The 16,997-nt window shown below is 53.7% G+C and carries 17 protein-coding genes; 4 read left to right on the top strand and 13 right to left on the bottom strand.

What is annotated here, in order from left to right:
• Window positions 1-70: 70 nt before the first annotated feature.
• Complete coding sequence (locus EDM60_RS19920; protein ID WP_122965546.1) at window positions 71-859, bottom strand: GNAT family N-acetyltransferase; 789 nt, start codon at window positions 857-859, stop codon at window positions 71-73.
• 102 nt (window positions 860-961) lie between these two features.
• Between EDM60_RS19920 and EDM60_RS19925 the strand changes: the two genes are divergently transcribed.
• Window positions 962-2,461: an IMP dehydrogenase gene (locus tag EDM60_RS19925; protein WP_063229548.1), complete on the top strand. Its 1,500-nt coding sequence runs from the start codon at window positions 962-964 to the stop codon at window positions 2,459-2,461.
• Window positions 2,462-2,522: 61 nt separating this feature from the next.
• Here EDM60_RS19925 and EDM60_RS19930 read toward each other — a convergent pair whose 3' ends face one another.
• Window positions 2,523-3,497, bottom strand: coding sequence for an aldo/keto reductase (locus EDM60_RS19930; protein ID WP_122965547.1), 975 nt, complete (start codon window positions 3,495-3,497; stop codon window positions 2,523-2,525).
• Window positions 3,498-3,705: 208 nt separating this feature from the next.
• On the opposite strand from EDM60_RS19930, the gene EDM60_RS19935 reads away from it, so the two are divergent.
• Together EDM60_RS19935 and EDM60_RS19940 are read left to right on the top strand one after the other, a co-directional pair.
• The gene (locus tag EDM60_RS19935; protein ID WP_122965548.1) at window positions 3,706-4,164 is read left to right on the top strand and encodes a MerR family transcriptional regulator; all 459 of its coding nucleotides are present in this window, start codon (window positions 3,706-3,708) and stop codon (window positions 4,162-4,164) included.
• Window positions 4,165-4,171: 7 nt separating this feature from the next.
• The gene (locus EDM60_RS19940; RefSeq protein ID WP_122965549.1) at window positions 4,172-5,347 is read left to right on the top strand and encodes an MFS transporter; all 1,176 of its coding nucleotides are present in this window, start codon (window positions 4,172-4,174) and stop codon (window positions 5,345-5,347) included.
• Between the two features lie 80 nt (window positions 5,348-5,427).
• Here the strand turns inward: EDM60_RS19940 and EDM60_RS19945 are convergent, their stop codons facing one another.
• From EDM60_RS19945 to EDM60_RS19965, 5 genes are read right to left on the bottom strand one after another with little or no spacing between them, the layout of a single operon-like run.
• The gene (locus EDM60_RS19945; protein ID WP_122965550.1) at window positions 5,428-6,564 is read right to left on the bottom strand and encodes a M20 family metallopeptidase; all 1,137 of its coding nucleotides are present in this window, start codon (window positions 6,562-6,564) and stop codon (window positions 5,428-5,430) included.
• A gap of 12 nt (window positions 6,565-6,576) precedes the next feature.
• Complete coding sequence (locus tag EDM60_RS19950) at window positions 6,577-7,377, bottom strand: ABC transporter permease (RefSeq protein ID WP_122965551.1); 801 nt, start codon at window positions 7,375-7,377, stop codon at window positions 6,577-6,579.
• On the bottom strand, window positions 7,374-8,216 hold the full coding sequence (locus EDM60_RS19955; protein WP_122965552.1) for an ABC transporter permease: 843 nt from the start codon (window positions 8,214-8,216) through the stop codon (window positions 7,374-7,376). Before EDM60_RS19955 ends, EDM60_RS19950 begins: the two co-directional genes overlap by 4 nt.
• A gap of 3 nt (window positions 8,217-8,219) precedes the next feature.
• Complete coding sequence (locus EDM60_RS19960) at window positions 8,220-9,314, bottom strand: ABC transporter ATP-binding protein (protein WP_122965623.1); 1,095 nt, start codon at window positions 9,312-9,314, stop codon at window positions 8,220-8,222.
• An 8-nt stretch (window positions 9,315-9,322) separates the two neighbouring features.
• The gene (locus EDM60_RS19965) at window positions 9,323-10,441 is read right to left on the bottom strand and encodes an ABC transporter substrate-binding protein (protein WP_122965624.1); all 1,119 of its coding nucleotides are present in this window, start codon (window positions 10,439-10,441) and stop codon (window positions 9,323-9,325) included.
• Between the two features lie 190 nt (window positions 10,442-10,631).
• On the opposite strand from EDM60_RS19965, the gene EDM60_RS19970 reads away from it, so the two are divergent.
• A complete protein-coding gene (locus tag EDM60_RS19970) occupies window positions 10,632-11,393 on the top strand; it encodes an IclR family transcriptional regulator (protein ID WP_122965553.1) in 762 nt (253 codons plus the stop codon).
• A 118-nt stretch (window positions 11,394-11,511) separates the two neighbouring features.
• On the opposite strand, the gene EDM60_RS19975 is transcribed toward EDM60_RS19970, so the two are convergent.
• From EDM60_RS19975 to EDM60_RS20000, 6 genes are all read right to left on the bottom strand, one after another.
• Window positions 11,512-11,832, bottom strand: coding sequence for an AzlD domain-containing protein (locus EDM60_RS19975; protein WP_229049812.1), 321 nt, complete (start codon window positions 11,830-11,832; stop codon window positions 11,512-11,514).
• Complete coding sequence (locus EDM60_RS29230) at window positions 11,822-12,499, bottom strand: AzlC family ABC transporter permease (RefSeq protein WP_233454106.1); 678 nt, start codon at window positions 12,497-12,499, stop codon at window positions 11,822-11,824. Before EDM60_RS29230 ends, EDM60_RS19975 begins: the two co-directional genes overlap by 11 nt.
• 52 nt (window positions 12,500-12,551) lie before the next feature.
• Window positions 12,552-14,012, bottom strand: coding sequence for a MocR-like pyridoxine biosynthesis transcription factor PdxR (gene pdxR, locus EDM60_RS19985; protein ID WP_122965554.1), 1,461 nt, complete (start codon window positions 14,010-14,012; stop codon window positions 12,552-12,554).
• A gap of 179 nt (window positions 14,013-14,191) precedes the next feature.
• Window positions 14,192-14,899, bottom strand: a complete 708-nt coding sequence (locus EDM60_RS19990; protein ID WP_063229556.1) for an ABC transporter ATP-binding protein — start codon at window positions 14,897-14,899, stop codon at window positions 14,192-14,194.
• A gap of 14 nt (window positions 14,900-14,913) precedes the next feature.
• Window positions 14,914-15,690, bottom strand: coding sequence for an ABC transporter ATP-binding protein (locus EDM60_RS19995; RefSeq protein ID WP_122965555.1), 777 nt, complete (start codon window positions 15,688-15,690; stop codon window positions 14,914-14,916).
• A gap of 21 nt (window positions 15,691-15,711) precedes the next feature.
• The gene (locus tag EDM60_RS20000) at window positions 15,712-16,995 is read right to left on the bottom strand and encodes a branched-chain amino acid ABC transporter permease (RefSeq protein WP_063229622.1); all 1,284 of its coding nucleotides are present in this window, start codon (window positions 16,993-16,995) and stop codon (window positions 15,712-15,714) included.
• Window positions 16,996-16,997 lie beyond the last annotated feature (2 nt).

A 16,997-nucleotide genomic window follows, 5' to 3' on the forward strand; every position in this document is an offset into this window, starting at 1 on the left:
ACTTCCACGTCAACAAGAGCGGCTTGCCCGATCCTCACGATCGCGGTCGAGCCGCTCCTTTTCACTTCGTTTACCAGGCAAATTCAAATTCAATAAAGGCGTAGCGGGACACCGTCTCATAGCCCAGCTTTTCATAGACGCGAATCGCAGCGGGATTATCCGCAAACACCATCAAGTAGACGTTTGGCGACTTTTCCAGCCCCATTCGGCTAATGTCTGAGGCGATCTGTGTCCCCAAGCCTTTTTTCCGATGCTTTTCGCTGGTGCCGATGTTCCCGATCTCCACAAAAGCATCGTCGTAGACGTGAAAGCCAGCCAAAGCCATTGGCTCGTCCTGTTCGGAAAAAAGCGCGATATGCGGCATTTCTTCCACTTCCTCGGCACGAAAGCTGATCATGCCAACCTGCCCGGCCAGCGCGACAGCAAGCTGCCCCTCTGAAGGAGCAAGCAAACGGGAACTTCCCGGCGCAAGCAGCCTGTCAGGCGCGACCAGCTTCATTAGCTGCAACGTCCTTTGCGCCCGGATGCCGGGAATTTTCACCCGCTCAAAAGCCGCTTGCGGCAAGCCAAACACGCCCGTCTGTCCTTCCGGCATATCGACAGACGGCTGCTGGCGAAAATAGTTCAGCATGTCAGTCGCATCGTACTCCCCCTCTGCGGCCAAAAGCTGCAAGGAAAAAGCATGGAAGGGCATCCCCTGCAAGTAAGCGCCAACTGCCCGCACCTCACCATCCTCCACGTCCGCTGCAAACACGCTGCGCTCCGGGCGAAGATACACATTTCCATAAAAAATATACGATTGTTCCAATGTAATTGGCGTAAGCGAACTTATTTGTTCATATTTCAGCGGCAAAATCACTGCGAAAACACCCCTTCTTTCGATTCCCTATTGACGTTCTAACGCCTGGCGGTTACCATGATAAAAATTTCTCTTATAAAGATCATACAGGAGGAGAGAATTGTGGCTTTTTATTACACAGAACCATCTCGGACGTTTAACGAGTTTTTGCTGCTTCCGAATCTCACCACGAAAGAATGCACACCAAACAATGTGGACTTATCCACTCCGATTACCAAGTTTAAAAAAGGTGAAAAGCCAGCTATCACACTCAACATACCGTTCTCATCCGCAGTCATGCAAGCAGTTTCCGACCATCATATGGCGGTCGCATTGGCTAGATGTGGCGGTATTTCCTTTATTTTTGGCTCCCAATCGATCGAAAGCCAAGCGACCATGGTTCGCAAAGCGAAAAACCACAAGGCAGGCTTCGTTGTCAGCCGCTCCAATCTGACGCCAGAACATACATTAAAAGATATTTTGGCGCTGAAAGAACAGACAGGCCACTCCACCGTTGCGGTTACCGAAGATGGCTCCGCCAAAGGCAAGCTGCTCGGAATCGTCACCGGACGCGACTACCGTGTCAGCCGCGACTCGCAGGACAAGCTTGTGCGCGATATCATGACGCCGTTCTCCTCCCTGATCTACGGCAAATCCGGAATCACGCTGTCGGAAGCAAACGACCTGATCTGGGAGCACAAGCTCAACTGCCTCCCAATCGTGGATGAAAACCAAAACCTGGACTTCCTCGTATTCCGCAAAGACTACGATTCCCGCAAAAACAACCCGCTGTCGCTGCTCGATGCCAACAAAAGCTATATCGTAGGCGCGGGTATCAACACCAAAGACTATCAGGAGCGCGTTCCTGCGCTGGTAGAAGCGGGCGTTGACATTCTCGTCATCGACTCTTCGGACGGCTTCAGCGAATGGCAGCGCGATACTGTGCAATTTGTAAAAGAAAACTTCAACGTGCCAATCGGCGCCGGAAACGTTGTCGACAAGGAAGGTTTCCGCTACCTCGTCGAAGCAGGCGCAGACTTCGTCAAAGTAGGGATTGGCGGCGGCTCCATCTGCATCACGCGCGAGCAAAAAGGAATCGGGCGCGGCCAGGCTTCTGCTGTAATCGAAGTAGCGGCAGCCCGCGATGAATACTTCAAGGAAACAGGCATTTACGTACCGATCTGCTCGGACGGCGGCATCGTGCACGACTACCATATGACACTTGCTCTGGCAATGGGCGCAGACTTTGTCATGCTGGGCCGTTACTTCGCCCGCTTCGACGAAAGCCCGACCAAAAAAGTGAAAATCGGCAACAACTTCGTAAAAGAGTATTGGGGAGAAGGCTCCAACCGCGCACGCAACTGGCAGCGTTATGACACGGGCGGCAAAAGCGCGCTCGTGTTCGAGGAAGGCGTAGATTCGTACGTTCCTTACGCGGGAAGCCTGCGTGAAAACATGGACCGCACCCTGAGCAAAATCAAGTCGACCATGTGCAACTGCGGCTCCCTCTCCATCCCTGAGCTGCAACAAAAAGCGCGCATCACGCTCATTTCCGCTACCAGCCTGGTCGAAGGCGGAGCGCATGACGTCATTTTGAAAGAAAGCACAATGGCGGCTGAGTAACAGCATTGCAGTCAAAGCAGAAAAACGACGCGAAGATCGGTTCGCGTCGTTTTCTTATTTTTCACCCCAACCGATACACCGCAAACGGCTCCCCATGACGGTACGGCTCGCTTAGCTGGTCGAGCTTTTGCATCGTTGCCTCGTCCAGCGCAAGCGTTGCGCTTTGCAAGTTGTCCGTGAGCTGTTCCACGCGAGTCGCGCCCACAATGACCGTCGAGACAGCAGGCTTGTGCATCAGCCAGGCAAGCGACAGGACGCTGGATGATACGCCCAGCTCAGCCGCAGCCTTGCCCACCTGCTGCCCGAACTCCAGGTTTTGTTCACTGAGCTTTTGGACGAAGCGCGGCTCTTTGTCAGCGCGTGAACCGGCAGGCGCCTTGTCCACGCTTGTATATTTTCCGGTCAAAATGCCCCCGGCAAGCGGGAAGTACGGGATGATGCCGACTCCTTGATCCAGACACATCGGCACCAGCTCCCGCTCCGGCGTACGATCCGCGAGCGAGTAGCTGACTTGCGTCGATACGTAGCGGTTCAAGCCTGCTTTCTCGCTGATCCCGATCGCTTTCATCAGCTCCCACGCCGCGTAGTTCGATGCCCCGATGTAGCGCACTTTTCCGGAGCGAACCATGTCGTCGAGCGCCCGCAGCGTCTCTTCCAACGGCGTCTCGGGATCAAACGTGTGAATCTGGTACAAGTCGACGTAATCGGTGCGCAGCCGCTTCAAGCTGTCTTCCAGCTCCCGCATCAGATGATAGCGCGACGAGCCGCGCTGATTCGGCCCTTCGCCTTTTACAAGCCCCGCCTTGGTCGCCAAAACAACCTCGTGCCGCTTCCCTTCCAGCGCCAGTCCGATAATGCGCTCCGATTCGGTTTGCGTGTAAATATTCGCCGTATCGATGAACGTAATCCCGTTCTCGATGGCGCTATGAATGATTTCCACGGATGTTCGTTCATCAGCACGCCCTCCAAATGAATTGGTTCCCAGTCCCAGGGCTGAAACGTTCAGCCCGCTTTTTCCCAAACGGTAATATTTCATGGTGGTCGACCTCGCTTCCCATAATTGAAATGGCTTGTGCAAGACTCTTTCATTATCGCGCATTTGCCGCTCGATTTCATGTTTTTCCCTCTATCGCCAAACAATAAGAGCACACTTGCACATTGCAAAACCATAACGTTTACGTTAAGGTTATAGTTGTGACGAAACGACTCGTGAAAATCATCTTGTTTCGGAAAGGGATGGACTGATGTACCGAATTGAAGAGGTTGCGAAAAAAACGAATTTGACCAAGCGAGCCTTGCGCTATTACGAGGAGCTTGGCCTGGTGTCTCCTTCCGGCAGAACGGAGAGCGGCTATCGCATGTACACGGAAGCGGACGTCGAACAAATTGTCCACGTAAAAGACATCCGCGACTTGCTCGGCGCCTCGTTGTCCGAGATTAAAGAAATGATGGAGCTGGGACGCAAATACGAGGAGCAGCGCGAGTTTTACCACCAGCACTACATGGGCCGCGAGCTGGAAGGCGAGGAGCTGCACAGGCGAATCGAGACGCTGAGAACTTTGGAAGAAACGCTCGGCAACCAACGGGACATTTTGCACGGGAAACTGACCAGAATGCAAGAGCTGCTGGAATCTTACGATGAGAAGCTTGCGCGGATCGTCACAAAACGCAATGAGCTGGAAGCAATAGCAACAGGGAGGTAACACATTTATGTCTGCTGACGCACATTCTTTACGCACGATCTTGAAACAGCCCAAATCGGCCTACGCCGTGGCATTCGCCTGTGTCGTAGCCTTCATGGGGATCGGCCTGGTAGACCCGATTTTGCCTGCGATCGCTGCCAAGCTGCAAGCAACGCCAAGTCAGGTGTCTTTGTTGTTTACGAGTTACATGTTGATGACCGGGGTGACCATGCTCGTCACCGGATGGCTGTCCAGCCGCATCGGTCCGAAACGCACCATGCTGTTTGGTTTGCTCGCTATTATCATCTTTGCTTTTTTGGGCGGCATGGAAAATTCAATCGACGGGATCGTCTGGTTCCGCGCTGGCTGGGGACTGGGAAACGCATTCTTTATTTCGACCGCGCTTGCCGTCATCGTCAGCGTGGCCAGCGGGGGCACAGCTTCTGCGATTGTTTTGTATGAGGCAGCCATCGGACTCGGGATGTCGGTAGGCCCGCTTCTCGGCGGCTTGCTGGGAGGCATTAGCTGGCGCGGTCCGTTTTTTGGCGTTTCGATGTTGATGGCGATCGCTTTTCTCGCTGTCTTCGTCCTCCTGAACGAAATACCGAAGCCGAAAAAACGCACTTCGCTGCTCGATCCGTTTCGCGCCCTGCGCTACCCTGGACTGTTCACCATGGCAGTAACTGCCTTGCTCTACAACTTCGGATTTTTTACCCTGCTCGCCTATTCGCCGTTTGTGCTGCATATGGATGAGCACAGCTTGGGATTGGTCTTCTTTTTCTGGGGAGTTTTGCTCGCCATTACGTCCGTGATCGTCGCTCCCAAGCTGACCGATCGTTTTGGCTCTGTCCCGACCTTGTACACCATGCTGTTGTTGCTCGCCCTTGATTTGGCTTACATGGGCTTCGCCGTCTCCTCGCAGACCGGGCTGGTCGTCGCGATCGCAGTCGCCGGGGCGATTTTGGGGATCATCAATACCGTTTTGACTACGGTTGTCATGGACGTCGCTCCGGTGGAACGCGCGGTTGCCTCGTCTGCGTACAGCTTCGTCCGCTTTGTAGGCGGCGCCATCGCCCCTTGGCTTGCCGGAAAGCTCGCCGAATGGTACTCGTCTCAGGTGCCGTTCTACGTCGGAGCCATCGTCGTACTGATCAGCATTGTCGCTCTGTCGGCAGGACGCCGCCATTTGGCAAACGTCCACTAACCAACCAATCAGGCATAACAAAGGCACCTGTACGGCTGCAAAAGGAATGCAGCTGTCAGGTGCCTCTTTTTCTTTTCTATTTATACTTCTTCGATCAGTCGCGCCAGCAGTGTAGCGCGAGTCGATATTTCACCCAGTTCGATCCATTCCTTCGGCGAATGAGCCAATCCACCTTTTGTACCAAGTCCATCCAACGTGGGAACTCCGCAAGCCGCCGCAAAATTGCCATCGCTGACGCCGCCGGTGCCTGATTCCTCTAGATGCATCCCTAGTTCATTGATACTGATGGATTGGGCCAGCGAAAACAACGCTCCCGTTTCCTCGGTACGCTCCATCGGCGGACGGCGAATGCCGCCTGACACGTGGATGCTCGTACCCGCAAGCATTGGCTCTCGTCCCTGCATGACTTTTTCAATCCGTTGCGCCTCGTCCATGGACACCACCCGGATATCTACCTCTGCCTCGGCGTAATCCGCCACGACATTTGCGCCGATTCCGCCTTTGACGATCCCGACATTGACCGTTGTGCCTTTTTCATAGTCGGTCAGTGAGTGCAGAAATTGCACCTGACGGGCCAGCTCTTCAATCGCCGATACGCCTTTTTGGTGGTCGACGCCAGCGTGAGCCGATTTTCCGTGGATAGCCAACGTGTAGTGCGCACTTCCCTTGCGCCATGTTTTCAGCGCTCCGCCAGGCTCTGTCGGCGGCTCCAGCACGAAGCTCGCAACCGAGCGGGAAGCTTCCTCCTCCACGAGCCAGCGGGAAGTCGGACTGCCGATTTCTTCGTCGCTGTTGAGCAGCAGCACGATTTTTTTGTCTTTTGGCAAGCGATCCAGCTTCACGAGCGCACGCAGCGCAAACATCGCCTGCAACACGCCTGCTTTCATATCGTAGACACCCGGCCCGTACGCTTTGCCATCTTGCATGGAAAACGGCCTGCGCGCTGCTTCTCCTTCCAGCCACACGGTATCGTAGTGACCGATAATGAGAATTTGCTTTTCCCCGTCGCCCAACGTGCAGCGCACCTGATCCCCGTAAGTCGCATTCGGAATCAGTTCCGCCCTGCCGCCTGTCAGCCTTTGAAATTGCAGCGCGAACCAGCCCGCCATCCGGTCGCCCAGCTGCTTGTCGCGGGAAGGCGAGTCCATGTTGACCGCTTCCTCAAGCAGTTGCAAAAAGTGATTCAAATTGTGTTGCAAATAAGTCTGGATTGACATAGTGCCTCTTCCTTAATGAGATTGTGAATTGAGTCCGAACAGGCGCTCTAGTCCGTATACTTTTTCCAACAATACGATAAAGACCAGACTCAGCAGGATGACGACCGCGGAGATTGAAGCCACCAGCGGATCGAGCGTTTCCTGCATGTAGGTGAAGATCGCAAGCGGAAGCGTGGTCGTATCTGGCGCTACCAAGAACAAGGAAACCGTCACATTGTCAAACGACGTCAGGAACGAGAAAATCATTCCCGACACAATGGCTGGGCGCAGCAAAGGCAGCGTGATGTCCCAAAAGACGCGCAGCGGGTGTGCACCCAGCATGTACCCTGCCTTTTCCAGCGTATAGTCAAATGTACTAAGTCCTGTGAGCACCAGACGCACAACATACGGGATGGAAATCAGGATGTGCGCCAGGAGCAGCCCTGTAAACGTTCCTGCAATACCGATCCGTGTAAAAAACAGCAAAGCGGAAATCCCGATGATCAGCGAAGGCACGGTAAGCGGGGAGAGCATCAGCGCGTTGATGACGCCGCTCCCGCGGAATTTGTACTTGGACAGCGCGAATGCTGCCAAGGTGCCGAGCACGGTCGCCAGAACAGCGGTAACCGTCGCCAGTTTGAGACTCGTCCAGAGCGATTCGACAAACTCCGGCCGATCCAGAATCATCGTGTACCATTGAAAAGAGAAGCCTTCCGGCGGAAACGCCAAGTATCCAGCCGCCGTAAACGAGCTTGGAATGATGACCAGAAACGGCAGATTGACCAGCAGCAGCACGAAGAACGTGATGAGTCCGAACGTATTTATCTTTTTCATGACGCAAACACCTCTTTATACCGCTTCGTTTCGATCAACTTCGTATACAGTGTCACCAGCAAAATCGTGCTGCCCAAAAGCAGGAACGCAAGCGCAGCGCCAAGCGGCCAGTTCAAGGTCGCCATGATCTGCTCGTACGCAATGACCGGCATGACTTTTACCGAAGTTCCGCCCATCAGCGCCGGAGTGACAAACGCGCTCATCGACAAGCTGAAAACCAGAGTCGTTCCCGCGATGATCCCCGGCAAGCAGAGCGGCAAAGTCACCGTAAAGAACGTGCGAATGCGCGAAGCTCCCAAAATCGAAGCTGCCTTGGACAAGGACGGATCGATGGCGTACAGGCTGGTCGCAATCGCCAGCACCATGTAGGCAATAAACGAATCGGTCAGACCGATGACGACGCCAAGCTCGTTGTACAAAAGCCGCAACGGCTGCTCAATCAAGCCGAGCTTCATCAGCATTTCGTTAATCCAGCCCTTCTCTCCCAGCACGACTACCCAACCGAAGTTGCGGATGACCACGCTAATGAGATGCGGAGCCAAAATGAGCATCGTCACGATTCCGCGCATTTTTCCTGTCGCCTGCGCCATGTACATCGCCACCGGAAAGCCCAGCAGCAAGGTGGCGAGCACGGTCCACAGACTGACGCGAATCGTCCGCCAAAGAATTTCCACATAAAACGAATCTTGAACAAACAAGGTGTAGTTTTGCAGCGTGAAAGCCTGGTTTTCATCCTGGAAGCTGAGCATAAGCATGAGCAGCATCGGCAAAATAAACACCCCGAGCAAAACAATCATCGCAGGTGCCGTCAGCAGTGTGATCGAAAGACGCTTGTTCATCCGTCATCCCCTCTCCACGGGCATGACCAGCACGTCTTCCGCATTCCACTGACAGTAAACCGTTTTGCCTGCTTCTTGTTCAGCCGATTTGTCGCTCATCTGAACTTTGACTGACAGTGTATGCGCTCCGGTCGCCACCTCGCACTCCGTGTAGGAGCCGAGGAAAGAAGCGAGCTGGAGATGGCCTTTTACCCGATTCGGCTGTGCCGTATCCGCTGCGTCGGACAGCTTGATCTTCTCTGGCCGGACGAAAATGACCACTTTTTGCTGGAGAGCAAACGCACGCTGCTGCCCTGTCGCCTGCACAAGCAAACCGCCTGTCGTACGCAAGGTCAGCGTGTCGCCGTCGATCGCGATGACCTCGCCTTCCATCCGGTTTGTTTTGCCGATGAACGTATGCACGAACTCGGAAGCCGGCTGGTTGTAGATTTCGAGCGGAGTCCCGATCTGCTCCACAAAGCCGTGATTCAGGACAACAATACGGTCGGAGAGTGCCAGCGCCTCCTCCTGATCGTGCGTAACGAAAATGGTAGTTACGCCAATCTCCTGATGCAGACGCTTCAACTCGTCGCGCAGTTCCTCGCGCAGCTTCGCATCGAGGTTGCTCAACGGCTCGTCCAGCAGCAAAAGCGAAGGCTCAATCACCAGAGCGCGGGCAATCGCAATGCGCTGACGCTGACCGCCAGACAGCTGCTTTGGATAGCGGTCAGCCACATTCGGCAGCTTGACCAGCTCAAGTACGCGTTTCACGCGATCTTGCATCTCTTGCTTGCCTATCTTGCGCAGCTTCAAGCCGTAGGCGATGTTTTCCGCTACGGTCATATGCGGGAACAGCGAGTACGTCTGGAAAACCATCCCCAGCTCGCGTTTGTACGGCGGTACTCCGTTCATCCGCTGACCTTTGATCAGCAAGTCTCCGCCGTCCGGGTCCAAAAATCCGGCGATCATGTTCAAGGTCGTCGTTTTGCCGCAACCGGATGGACCCAAAAACGAGATAAATTCGCCTTGCTCCACCTGAAGGTTGAAATCCTGAACCACGACATTGTTTTGAAATTTTTTCATGATGCCGCGCAGTTCGACGTCAATCACCTTTGTCACTTCCATACCTACTTTCCTGTTTTAGGTGCGATTTCTTTGTTAAAGCGATCCAGCCAAGCGGATGTTTCCTTGCTGATGATGTCGTAGTCAAAGTTCACGACTTTTGAACGGTCAAATTCCAGTGTCTTCGCTACATCGTCCGGCAGCTTTACGCTCGTGGCAGGATTGTAGTACAGCTTGGTCGCGTACATCGTTTGCACTTCGTCTGTCAGCAAAAAGTCGACAAATGCTTTTGCTGCTTGCGGGTGCTTCGCTCCTTTGACCAAAGTAGCGATGTTTGGCACGATATTTCCTCCCTCTTCAGGGAAAACAAATTCCAGCGGCACGCCCGCTTCTTTTTGCGTCAGGCTGCGCGCCATCGTCCAGGTGGTATAGGCTGCGCTCTTGTTTTGCAGATTTTGCTGCAATTGCGCCGCGCTCTTGGCAAAAGTAGGCATGTATCCTGCAAGCGTTGCCAATTTCTCGAAGCCCGGCTCGATGCTCTTCTCTGATCCGCCATTCGCGTAGGCCAGCATGATCATCGTGGAGCGTCCGAAGTTGCTCGCCACATCTGTCATCGTGATGTTGCCCTTCACTTCCGGCTTGGTCAGATCGTTCCACGATTTCGGCACAGGCAGCGATTTCTCTTTGACCAGTTCGCTGTTGTACGAAATCCCCATCGGCGTGAAGTTGACGACTACGCCGCTGTCATCTGTCACCTTCAAATCTTGCGGCACGTTTTTCACATTCGGAATCTCAGTGCCCGAGATCGTTTCCCACAAGCCTTCCTGGCGTCCTTTTTCCTGTTCCCCGCCTTCGATGATCGTCAAGTCAATTTGCGGAGCGTTTTTCTGTGCTTTGACTTTCGCTACAATCTCCGTGGAAACTCCGGATACATACGTCAGCTTCACATTCGGATACTTCTCGTTGAACTTTTTGAAAATCTCGTCTTTCATCAGCTTCTCTACAGTAGCTCCGTTCCCCGCTACCACCAGCGTATCTTCCAGTTGTACTTGTGCTTGTGTACCTCCTGAATTGCCCGTGGTCGGAGCTGGTGTAGCTGTTTGCGGCGTGGAGGAGCCACATCCAGCCAACAAAGAACCAGTCAAAGCAAAAATGGACAGAACAGATAATGCCTTTTTCTTCAAGTTCGTCAACCCCCGATTTACCTTTATTGTTCACGAATAGAGAACAGTGTTTGCTATTCGAGAACGATAGTGTTATCCTATCATAAAGATACTGACTATTCAATGTAGTCATACAAAAACAACCATTATCGCAATTCGCAACCCTACCTGTGGTAAAATAGGGCTAATGCACATAAAGGAGACGTTTTTCATGGACCAAGTATTGTCTTCTGTACGAAACGGCTGCCGACTCTTGAAAATGTTCCTTGATTCTCCCAAAGAGCTTGGCGTGACAGAACTGAGCAAAAAACTGCAACTGTCAAAAGGGGCCGTACACAAGCTGCTATCCACGCTGGAGTCCGAAGGCTTCATTCGCCAAAATGAAAAAACCAAGCAATACACGCTCGGTTATACTTTGCTGGAGTTGGGCACGAAGGTGCTCACCAACCACGATATCGTCGATTTTTCCAAACCGTATTTGACCGGACTCGTCTCCCGGGTCAACGAGCTTGCCGTCCTCTGCGTCCAGGATGCAAAAGACGCCATATACGTAGCGAAGGAAGACTCGCTTCACCCGATCCGCTTTACCGTAGAGTCCTTCCGCCGCTTTCCGCTGTACTCGACATCGGCTGCCCGGGTGTTGCTCGCTTTTCAACCGGAGTCTTTCCAGGACGAAATATTGGCGGAACATCCGTTGAAAACGTACACTACTCATTCCTACACATCGGTGGCGGACATCAAGGACAATCTGCGCACGATCCGCGAACGCGGCTACGAGATCAGCTCCAATCGCCGCAACGCGGGCGTCACGGGAATTGCTGCGCCGATTTTCGATTCAACCGGACATGTGACAGCCTCCGTCAGTGTGATCGGCCCGTCTGATCGCGTCTTGCCGAGACAGGAAGAGATTTTGGCAGACACGCTTGCGACTGTGCGCGAGATGTCCGCCCACTTGGGCTATCGCTTGGGCTGACCAACACATAATAAACACAAAAAGACCTTTTCCCCCGCACGATCACACTTTCCGTTGGGGAGAAGGTCTTTGTCTTTTCTCATGCGCCCAGCACTCGGCCCGGCATGCCTGAAATGTCCTAAAACGCGAACACTTGCCGCCACAGCGCCACGATAACCACTCCAGCGAGCAACGCCCAGACGATCTGTTTTTTCCAAAGCCCTACCGCCAGCGCCACAGTGCCCGCCACCAAATACTCCGGGCTCCACGCCCCTTTTGGCGCGTGAAACAAGATGGGCGGAATCGTCATGGATGTGAACACGCCGACTGGCACCATCGCCAAACCCCGTCCGAGCCAGGCCGGAATCTGCCACCTGGAACTGATCAACAGCATCGGAAATCGCGTCAAATACGTAATGATCGCCATTAAAACGATATACAGCAAAATTTTATCGTTCACCGCTCAACGCCCCCATCACTACGGCCATCACTGTCCCGGCGATCACGGCAACCGTCGCTCCTCCGAGCCAAAAGCCGAGACAGGCGACAACCGCGGCACAACCAGCCACTTTGAGATGATACGATGAAACCAGATTAACGGCCAGAAACCCGAGAAACGTCGCGATAAAAGCAAAATCCAGCCCCCAGCTTTCCGTCTGGGTAAATACCGTTCCGAAAATGGCTCCCGCCAGCGTGCTGGCATTCCAGATCACGTAATCAGCCGTACTCGCTCCGGCGAAATAAGCAAGGCTCGGTTTTTCCCCGGCGGCCAAATAGGTCGCCTTGAGCGCATACGTCTCGTCGTTGAGCGTCCCGGCCATCAGCGACAGCTTCCATGGCGCCGTCTCGCGGAACTTCGGCCCCAGAGCCAGTCCGTACAACAGATGACGAGCGTTCAAAAGCAGCGTCGAAACCAGGATCGGCCAACCGACAATCCCCTGGGAAATCAAACCGACAGCCGCAAACTGCGACGAGCCTGCATTGACCAGCAAGGAAAACAGCATCGCTTCCGTCACTCCCAGCCCTGCCTGCCTCGCCAAAATGCCAAACACCATTCCATCCACAATTCCGGCGGCTGCCACCGGAATGATTTGCTTCATTCCTTTTACAAACAACGACTGCGACACCTTGATGTGCTCTCCCTTCTGCGCTTCCCCTCTGTCTGATGCAATTGTTGCTTCAATGTCTCTGCAAATACGGCGCCCACGCCTTTTTCAACAGGCGAATGCCCTCGCCCATCTCTTCCAGGCTCAAACCGCCGAAGCCGAACTGGAAAGCAGGCAGTCCTTTTTGCGCTGGCTCCATCCACTTGTGGGAAGTCGGGTAGACGCGAATCCCTTCCGCAGCCGCGATTTGCGCAAGCTCTATGGCTGTACGTTCACTCGCTACCTCAATCGTCACGGACAGCCCGGCGTCCTGGCCTTTGAGCAAAATGTGCGCCCCAAGCTGCTCCTGCAAAAGTTGAAGCATCGCATCGTGCTTTTTGCGATAAATCGTCCGCATTTTGCGAATGTGCCGCTCCCAGTCGCCATGCTTCATGAACAAGGCCAGCGTCTCCTGATGGATGCGCGAAGCAGACTGGTCAAAATCAATCAACTCCTTGTGATAAATCTTGAGCAGCTCGTGAGGCAGCACCATGTAGCTAATCCGAATCGATGGCAAAAGCGCCTTGGAAAAAGTCCCGACATAGATCACCCGCCCGTTGGTATCCAGCCCCTGGAGGGAAGGAATCGGTCGGCCGTGATAGCGAAACTCTCCGTCGTAGTCATCCTCGATGATGTACCCGTTTGCCTGATTGGCCCAGTGCAGCAGCTTCAAGCGCTTGGCGTACGGCATGACGATTCCGGACGGGTCCTGGTGAGACGGGGTAATATAGACGTACCTGGCCCCGCTTTTGCTGAGCGCCTCCACATCGATCCCGTCGTCCTCCAGCCGAATCGGCCGAACCTCAAAGCCGAGATGGGAAAAAACGGATCGAACGCCGTTATAGCCCGGCTCCTCCATAGCGACAGCCTGTCCCTGCGCACCGAACATGAAGCCGAGCAAACTGATCATAATCTGCGTTCCCGCACCGATTACGATTTGCTCAGGCGTAGCCTGCACGCCGCGCGCTCGCCCCAGATAGCGGGCCAACTCTTCCCGCAAAAGCGGCTCTCCTTGCCTGTCCCCGTAGTAGAGCACGCTCTTGTTCTCTTTTTGCATGCACTGATTCGTGTATTTGCGCCAGCGTTCATACGGAAAATGCTCGGCGTCTACTTTTGCCTGGTGGAAATCATAGCGGACGGGAGCGGGAAGCACCTCGGTTATCCCATGTACGCGCTCCTTTTCTTTGCGAACGGCGTCAACATCTGGATATTGCTTCTTGCCGGGCATCTTCAAGATCGGTCCATCCCAGTCCACATCCACGACAAAAAACCCGCTGCGCTCCCGACTCTCGATATATCCTTCTGCCAAAAGCTGATGGTACGCGCTTTCCACCGTCGTTTTGCTGACGTGCAAAAATCCGCTCAAAGCGCGTACAGACGGCAGCTTCGTCCCGGACGGCAGTCCGCCTCTTTGAATTTCTTCGCGAAAATATCGATAAAGCTGCAAGTACAAAGCTTCTCCGTCCTCAATCAAATGGGGACTGATATCCAGCATGTTCCTCTTTCTCCTCTCCCGCCAACTGACCCGTTCCGCTTTTTTCTATCTGTACATGTTCAGACGGGTTCAATCGGTCTATGCTAATCATATACGAAATTTTGCAAAATTACTTTTTGTTCGCAAAGAAAAGAAAAACCGACGGAGATGTCTCTCCATCGGCTCCTTGCTACGCGAGGCTATGCGAGATAAGCTTCCCTGACCTGCGGATTTGCCAGCAAGGTCTGCGCATCGTCCTTCAAAATGATTTCTCCGGTCTGAATCACATAGCCGCGATGTGCCACCGAAAGGGCCTGGTTCGCGTTTTGCTCCACCAACAAAATCGTCATGCCTTCTTTGTTCAGCTCAGTGACGATGTCAAAAATCTGCTCCACGAGAATCGGCGCCAGTCCCATTGACGGCTCATCGAGCATCAAAATCTTCGGCTTCATCATCAAGCCGCGTGCAATCGCCAGCATTTGCTGCTCGCCGCCGGACATCGTGCCGCCTTTTTGATCAATCCGCTCTTTCAGGCGGGGAAAATAGGCGAAAGCTCGCTCGATGCCTTCCTCAATCACGCTTTTGTCCGCTACTCCGAAAGCGCCCATCTCCAAATTTTCGCGGACTGTCAGCTTGGGAAAAATACGACGTCCTTCCGGTACGTGAGCGATGCCCGCGCTGGCGATATCGTGAGTGCGCATCTGGGTGATATCTTTGCCATTGAAAATCACTTTGCCTTCCTTGGCGCGGGTCTGTCCGCAGATCGTCTTCAAGGTAGTTGATTTTCCCGCCCCGTTGGAGCCGATCAAAGTGACTACCTCGCCCTCGTTGACGGTAATGCTCAATCCCTTCAATGCGTGGATACCGCCGTAATAGGTATGAACGTTATTCAGCTCTAACAATGCCATTGTGTTTCCTCCTTCTACGACACTTCCGACGCGCTTTTTCCGAGATAGGCTTCAATTACATTCGGGTTGTTGCGGATTTGTTCCGGCGTTCCTTCGGCGATTTTGCGGCCGTAGTCCAGCACGTGAATGTACTCGCTCAGTCCCATGACCAGCTTCATGTCGTGCTCGATCAGGATAATCGTCAGGTCAAGCTCTCGTTTCAGCTTGCGAATAAAGTCGGTCATTTCCACCGTCTCGCGCGGGTTCATGCCCGCAGCAGGTTCATCGAGCAAAATGATTTCCGGATTGGTCGCCATCGCTCTGGCAATTTCCAGGCGCCGTTGCAAACCGTACGGCAAGCTGCCCGCCGCTTCGTTGGCGATATGCGCGATCCCGACATATTCCAGGAGCTGGTACGCTTCCACACGCGCCTTTTCCTCTTCGACGCGCACGCGCTTCGTGTTGAACAAAATGCCGAGCAATCCGGCAGACAAGCGGCTGTGAACGCCTACCATCACGTTTTCCAGCGCCGTCATTTCCTTGAACAGACGGATGTTTTGAAAAGTCCTTGTGATGCCGCGGCTCGCAATCTGGTCGGGACGCAGCCCTTTGATGCTTTTGCCGTTCAACAGGATTTCGCCTTCATCCGGCTCGTAAAATCCAGTGATCATGTTGAAGAAAGTCGTCTTTCCGGCCCCATTCGGCCCGATTACTGCTGTAATGCTGCCTTTTTCTATGGAAATCGAGACGTCCTGGTTCGCCACCAGTCCGCCAAAACGTTTGGTCAAATTTTTCGCTTCCAACAATGCCATGCCCTTTTCCCTCCTCGTCCGCTATGACTGCTTGCCAGAAGCCAATTGGGACAGCTTGCCGAGAATCCCCAGCTTTTCTTTGCCGTAATCGCTCGCTTTGATCGCATCGAGATCGTTCTTTTTCCGCTTGGCCGGAATCAGTCCATTCGGACGATACAAGGCTGCGAGAATCAGCATGATCCCGAAAATAAGGCGTTGGAACTTGGACGGGTCGAGCTGGTTCGGCAGGTTGATGATTCCCGACTGCTGCAAGCTGTGCAAGAAGTTGGAGAACTCTTTCAAGAGCTGCACTTGCAAAATGGTGACGAAAGCAGCTCCGAGCACGACGCCAGGGATGCTTCCGCTGCCGCCGAGAATGACCATCACCAAAATCCCGATCGATTCCATCAGCGTAAACGAAGTCGGATCGATGAACGTCTGCTTGGCTGCAAAAATGACGCCTACCACCCCTGCGAAGGAAGCCCCTGTCGCAAAAGCCGCCAGCTTCGTATTCAACAGCGAGATCCCCATGGACTGCGCAGCCAGTTCATCCTCGCGAACAGCGATCCAGGCGCGGCCCAGACGGGAATGCTCGAAGCGAATATTCGCCAGGACGATGAAAGCGATCACGAACAACACGATAAAGTAAAAGAAAAACGGTGTCCCCATCTTGATGCCGAACAGCTCCGGCGACGGAATCGGGGTAATCCCTTGTGGTCCGTTCGTAATGTTGATCGGTTTGTCCAGGTTATTAAAAATAATCCGAATAATCTCGCCAAACCCGAGCGTAACGATGGCCAAATAGTCGCCTTTTACACGGAGTACGGGTAGCCCGAGCAATACCCCGAAGACGGCGGCGACGATCAATCCGACGATGAGGAACGGCCAGAACCATTCACCCGACAGCGGAAACAGGTTGCCTGCGATAAATTCGTTTGCCTGCGAGGTCGAGAAGATCGCGTATGCGTACGCACCGGCAGCAAAGAAGGCGACGTATCCCAAGTCGAGCAATCCTGCGAAGCCTACTACGATGTTCAAGCCGAGCGCCATCGCCACGTAAATGCCCACCTGCGAGGCCACTTCCATGTAGTAGCGGTTTTCCCCTGCGACCAGCGGAATGACAATCAACAGCACAGCTGCCCCGATGACCATTTTGATCGCTTTCGACGTGTTCGTGTAATAGATGAGCACAATCGAAGAGAGAATGCCGAGAAACGCGATGACTGATTTGTCCATGAAATGCAAAGCAGCCGCGAAGCCTGCGATCCAAACCAACGTGAGCGCGAGCGGTATTCCTTTGAACGTTTTCCATGTCAGATTTGCCATTG

Origin of the sequence: Brevibacillus parabrevis (genome assembly GCF_003710905.1) — a bacterium.
Lineage (GTDB): Bacteria > Bacillota > Bacilli > Brevibacillales > Brevibacillaceae > Brevibacillus > Brevibacillus parabrevis.

Bases quoted from the DNA above. Each gene is read 5' to 3' on its own strand.
- EDM60_RS19930 (WP_122965547.1), bottom strand. From the start codon at position 3,497: ATGAAATATTACCGTTTGGGAAAAAGCGGGCTGAACGTTTCAGCCCTG.
- EDM60_RS19935 (WP_122965548.1), top strand. From the start codon at position 3,706: ATGTACCGAATTGAAGAGGTTGCGAAAAAAACGAATTTGACCAAGCGA.
- EDM60_RS19940 (WP_122965549.1), top strand. From the start codon at position 4,172: ATGTCTGCTGACGCACATTCTTTACGCACGATCTTGAAACAGCCCAAA.
- EDM60_RS19945 (WP_122965550.1), bottom strand. From the start codon at position 6,564: ATGTCAATCCAGACTTATTTGCAACACAATTTGAATCACTTTTTGCAA.
- EDM60_RS19950 (WP_122965551.1), bottom strand. From the start codon at position 7,377: ATGAAAAAGATAAATACGTTCGGACTCATCACGTTCTTCGTGCTGCTG.
- EDM60_RS19955 (WP_122965552.1), bottom strand. From the start codon at position 8,216: ATGAACAAGCGTCTTTCGATCACACTGCTGACGGCACCTGCGATGATT.
- EDM60_RS19970 (WP_122965553.1), top strand. From the start codon at position 10,632: ATGGACCAAGTATTGTCTTCTGTACGAAACGGCTGCCGACTCTTGAAA.
- pdxR (WP_122965554.1), bottom strand. From the start codon at position 14,012: ATGCTGGATATCAGTCCCCATTTGATTGAGGACGGAGAAGCTTTGTAC.
- EDM60_RS19990 (WP_063229556.1), bottom strand. From the start codon at position 14,899: ATGGCATTGTTAGAGCTGAATAACGTTCATACCTATTACGGCGGTATC.
- EDM60_RS19995 (WP_122965555.1), bottom strand. From the start codon at position 15,690: ATGGCATTGTTGGAAGCGAAAAATTTGACCAAACGTTTTGGCGGACTG.
- EDM60_RS20000 (WP_063229622.1), bottom strand. From the start codon at position 16,995: ATGGCAAATCTGACATGGAAAACGTTCAAAGGAATACCGCTCGCGCTC.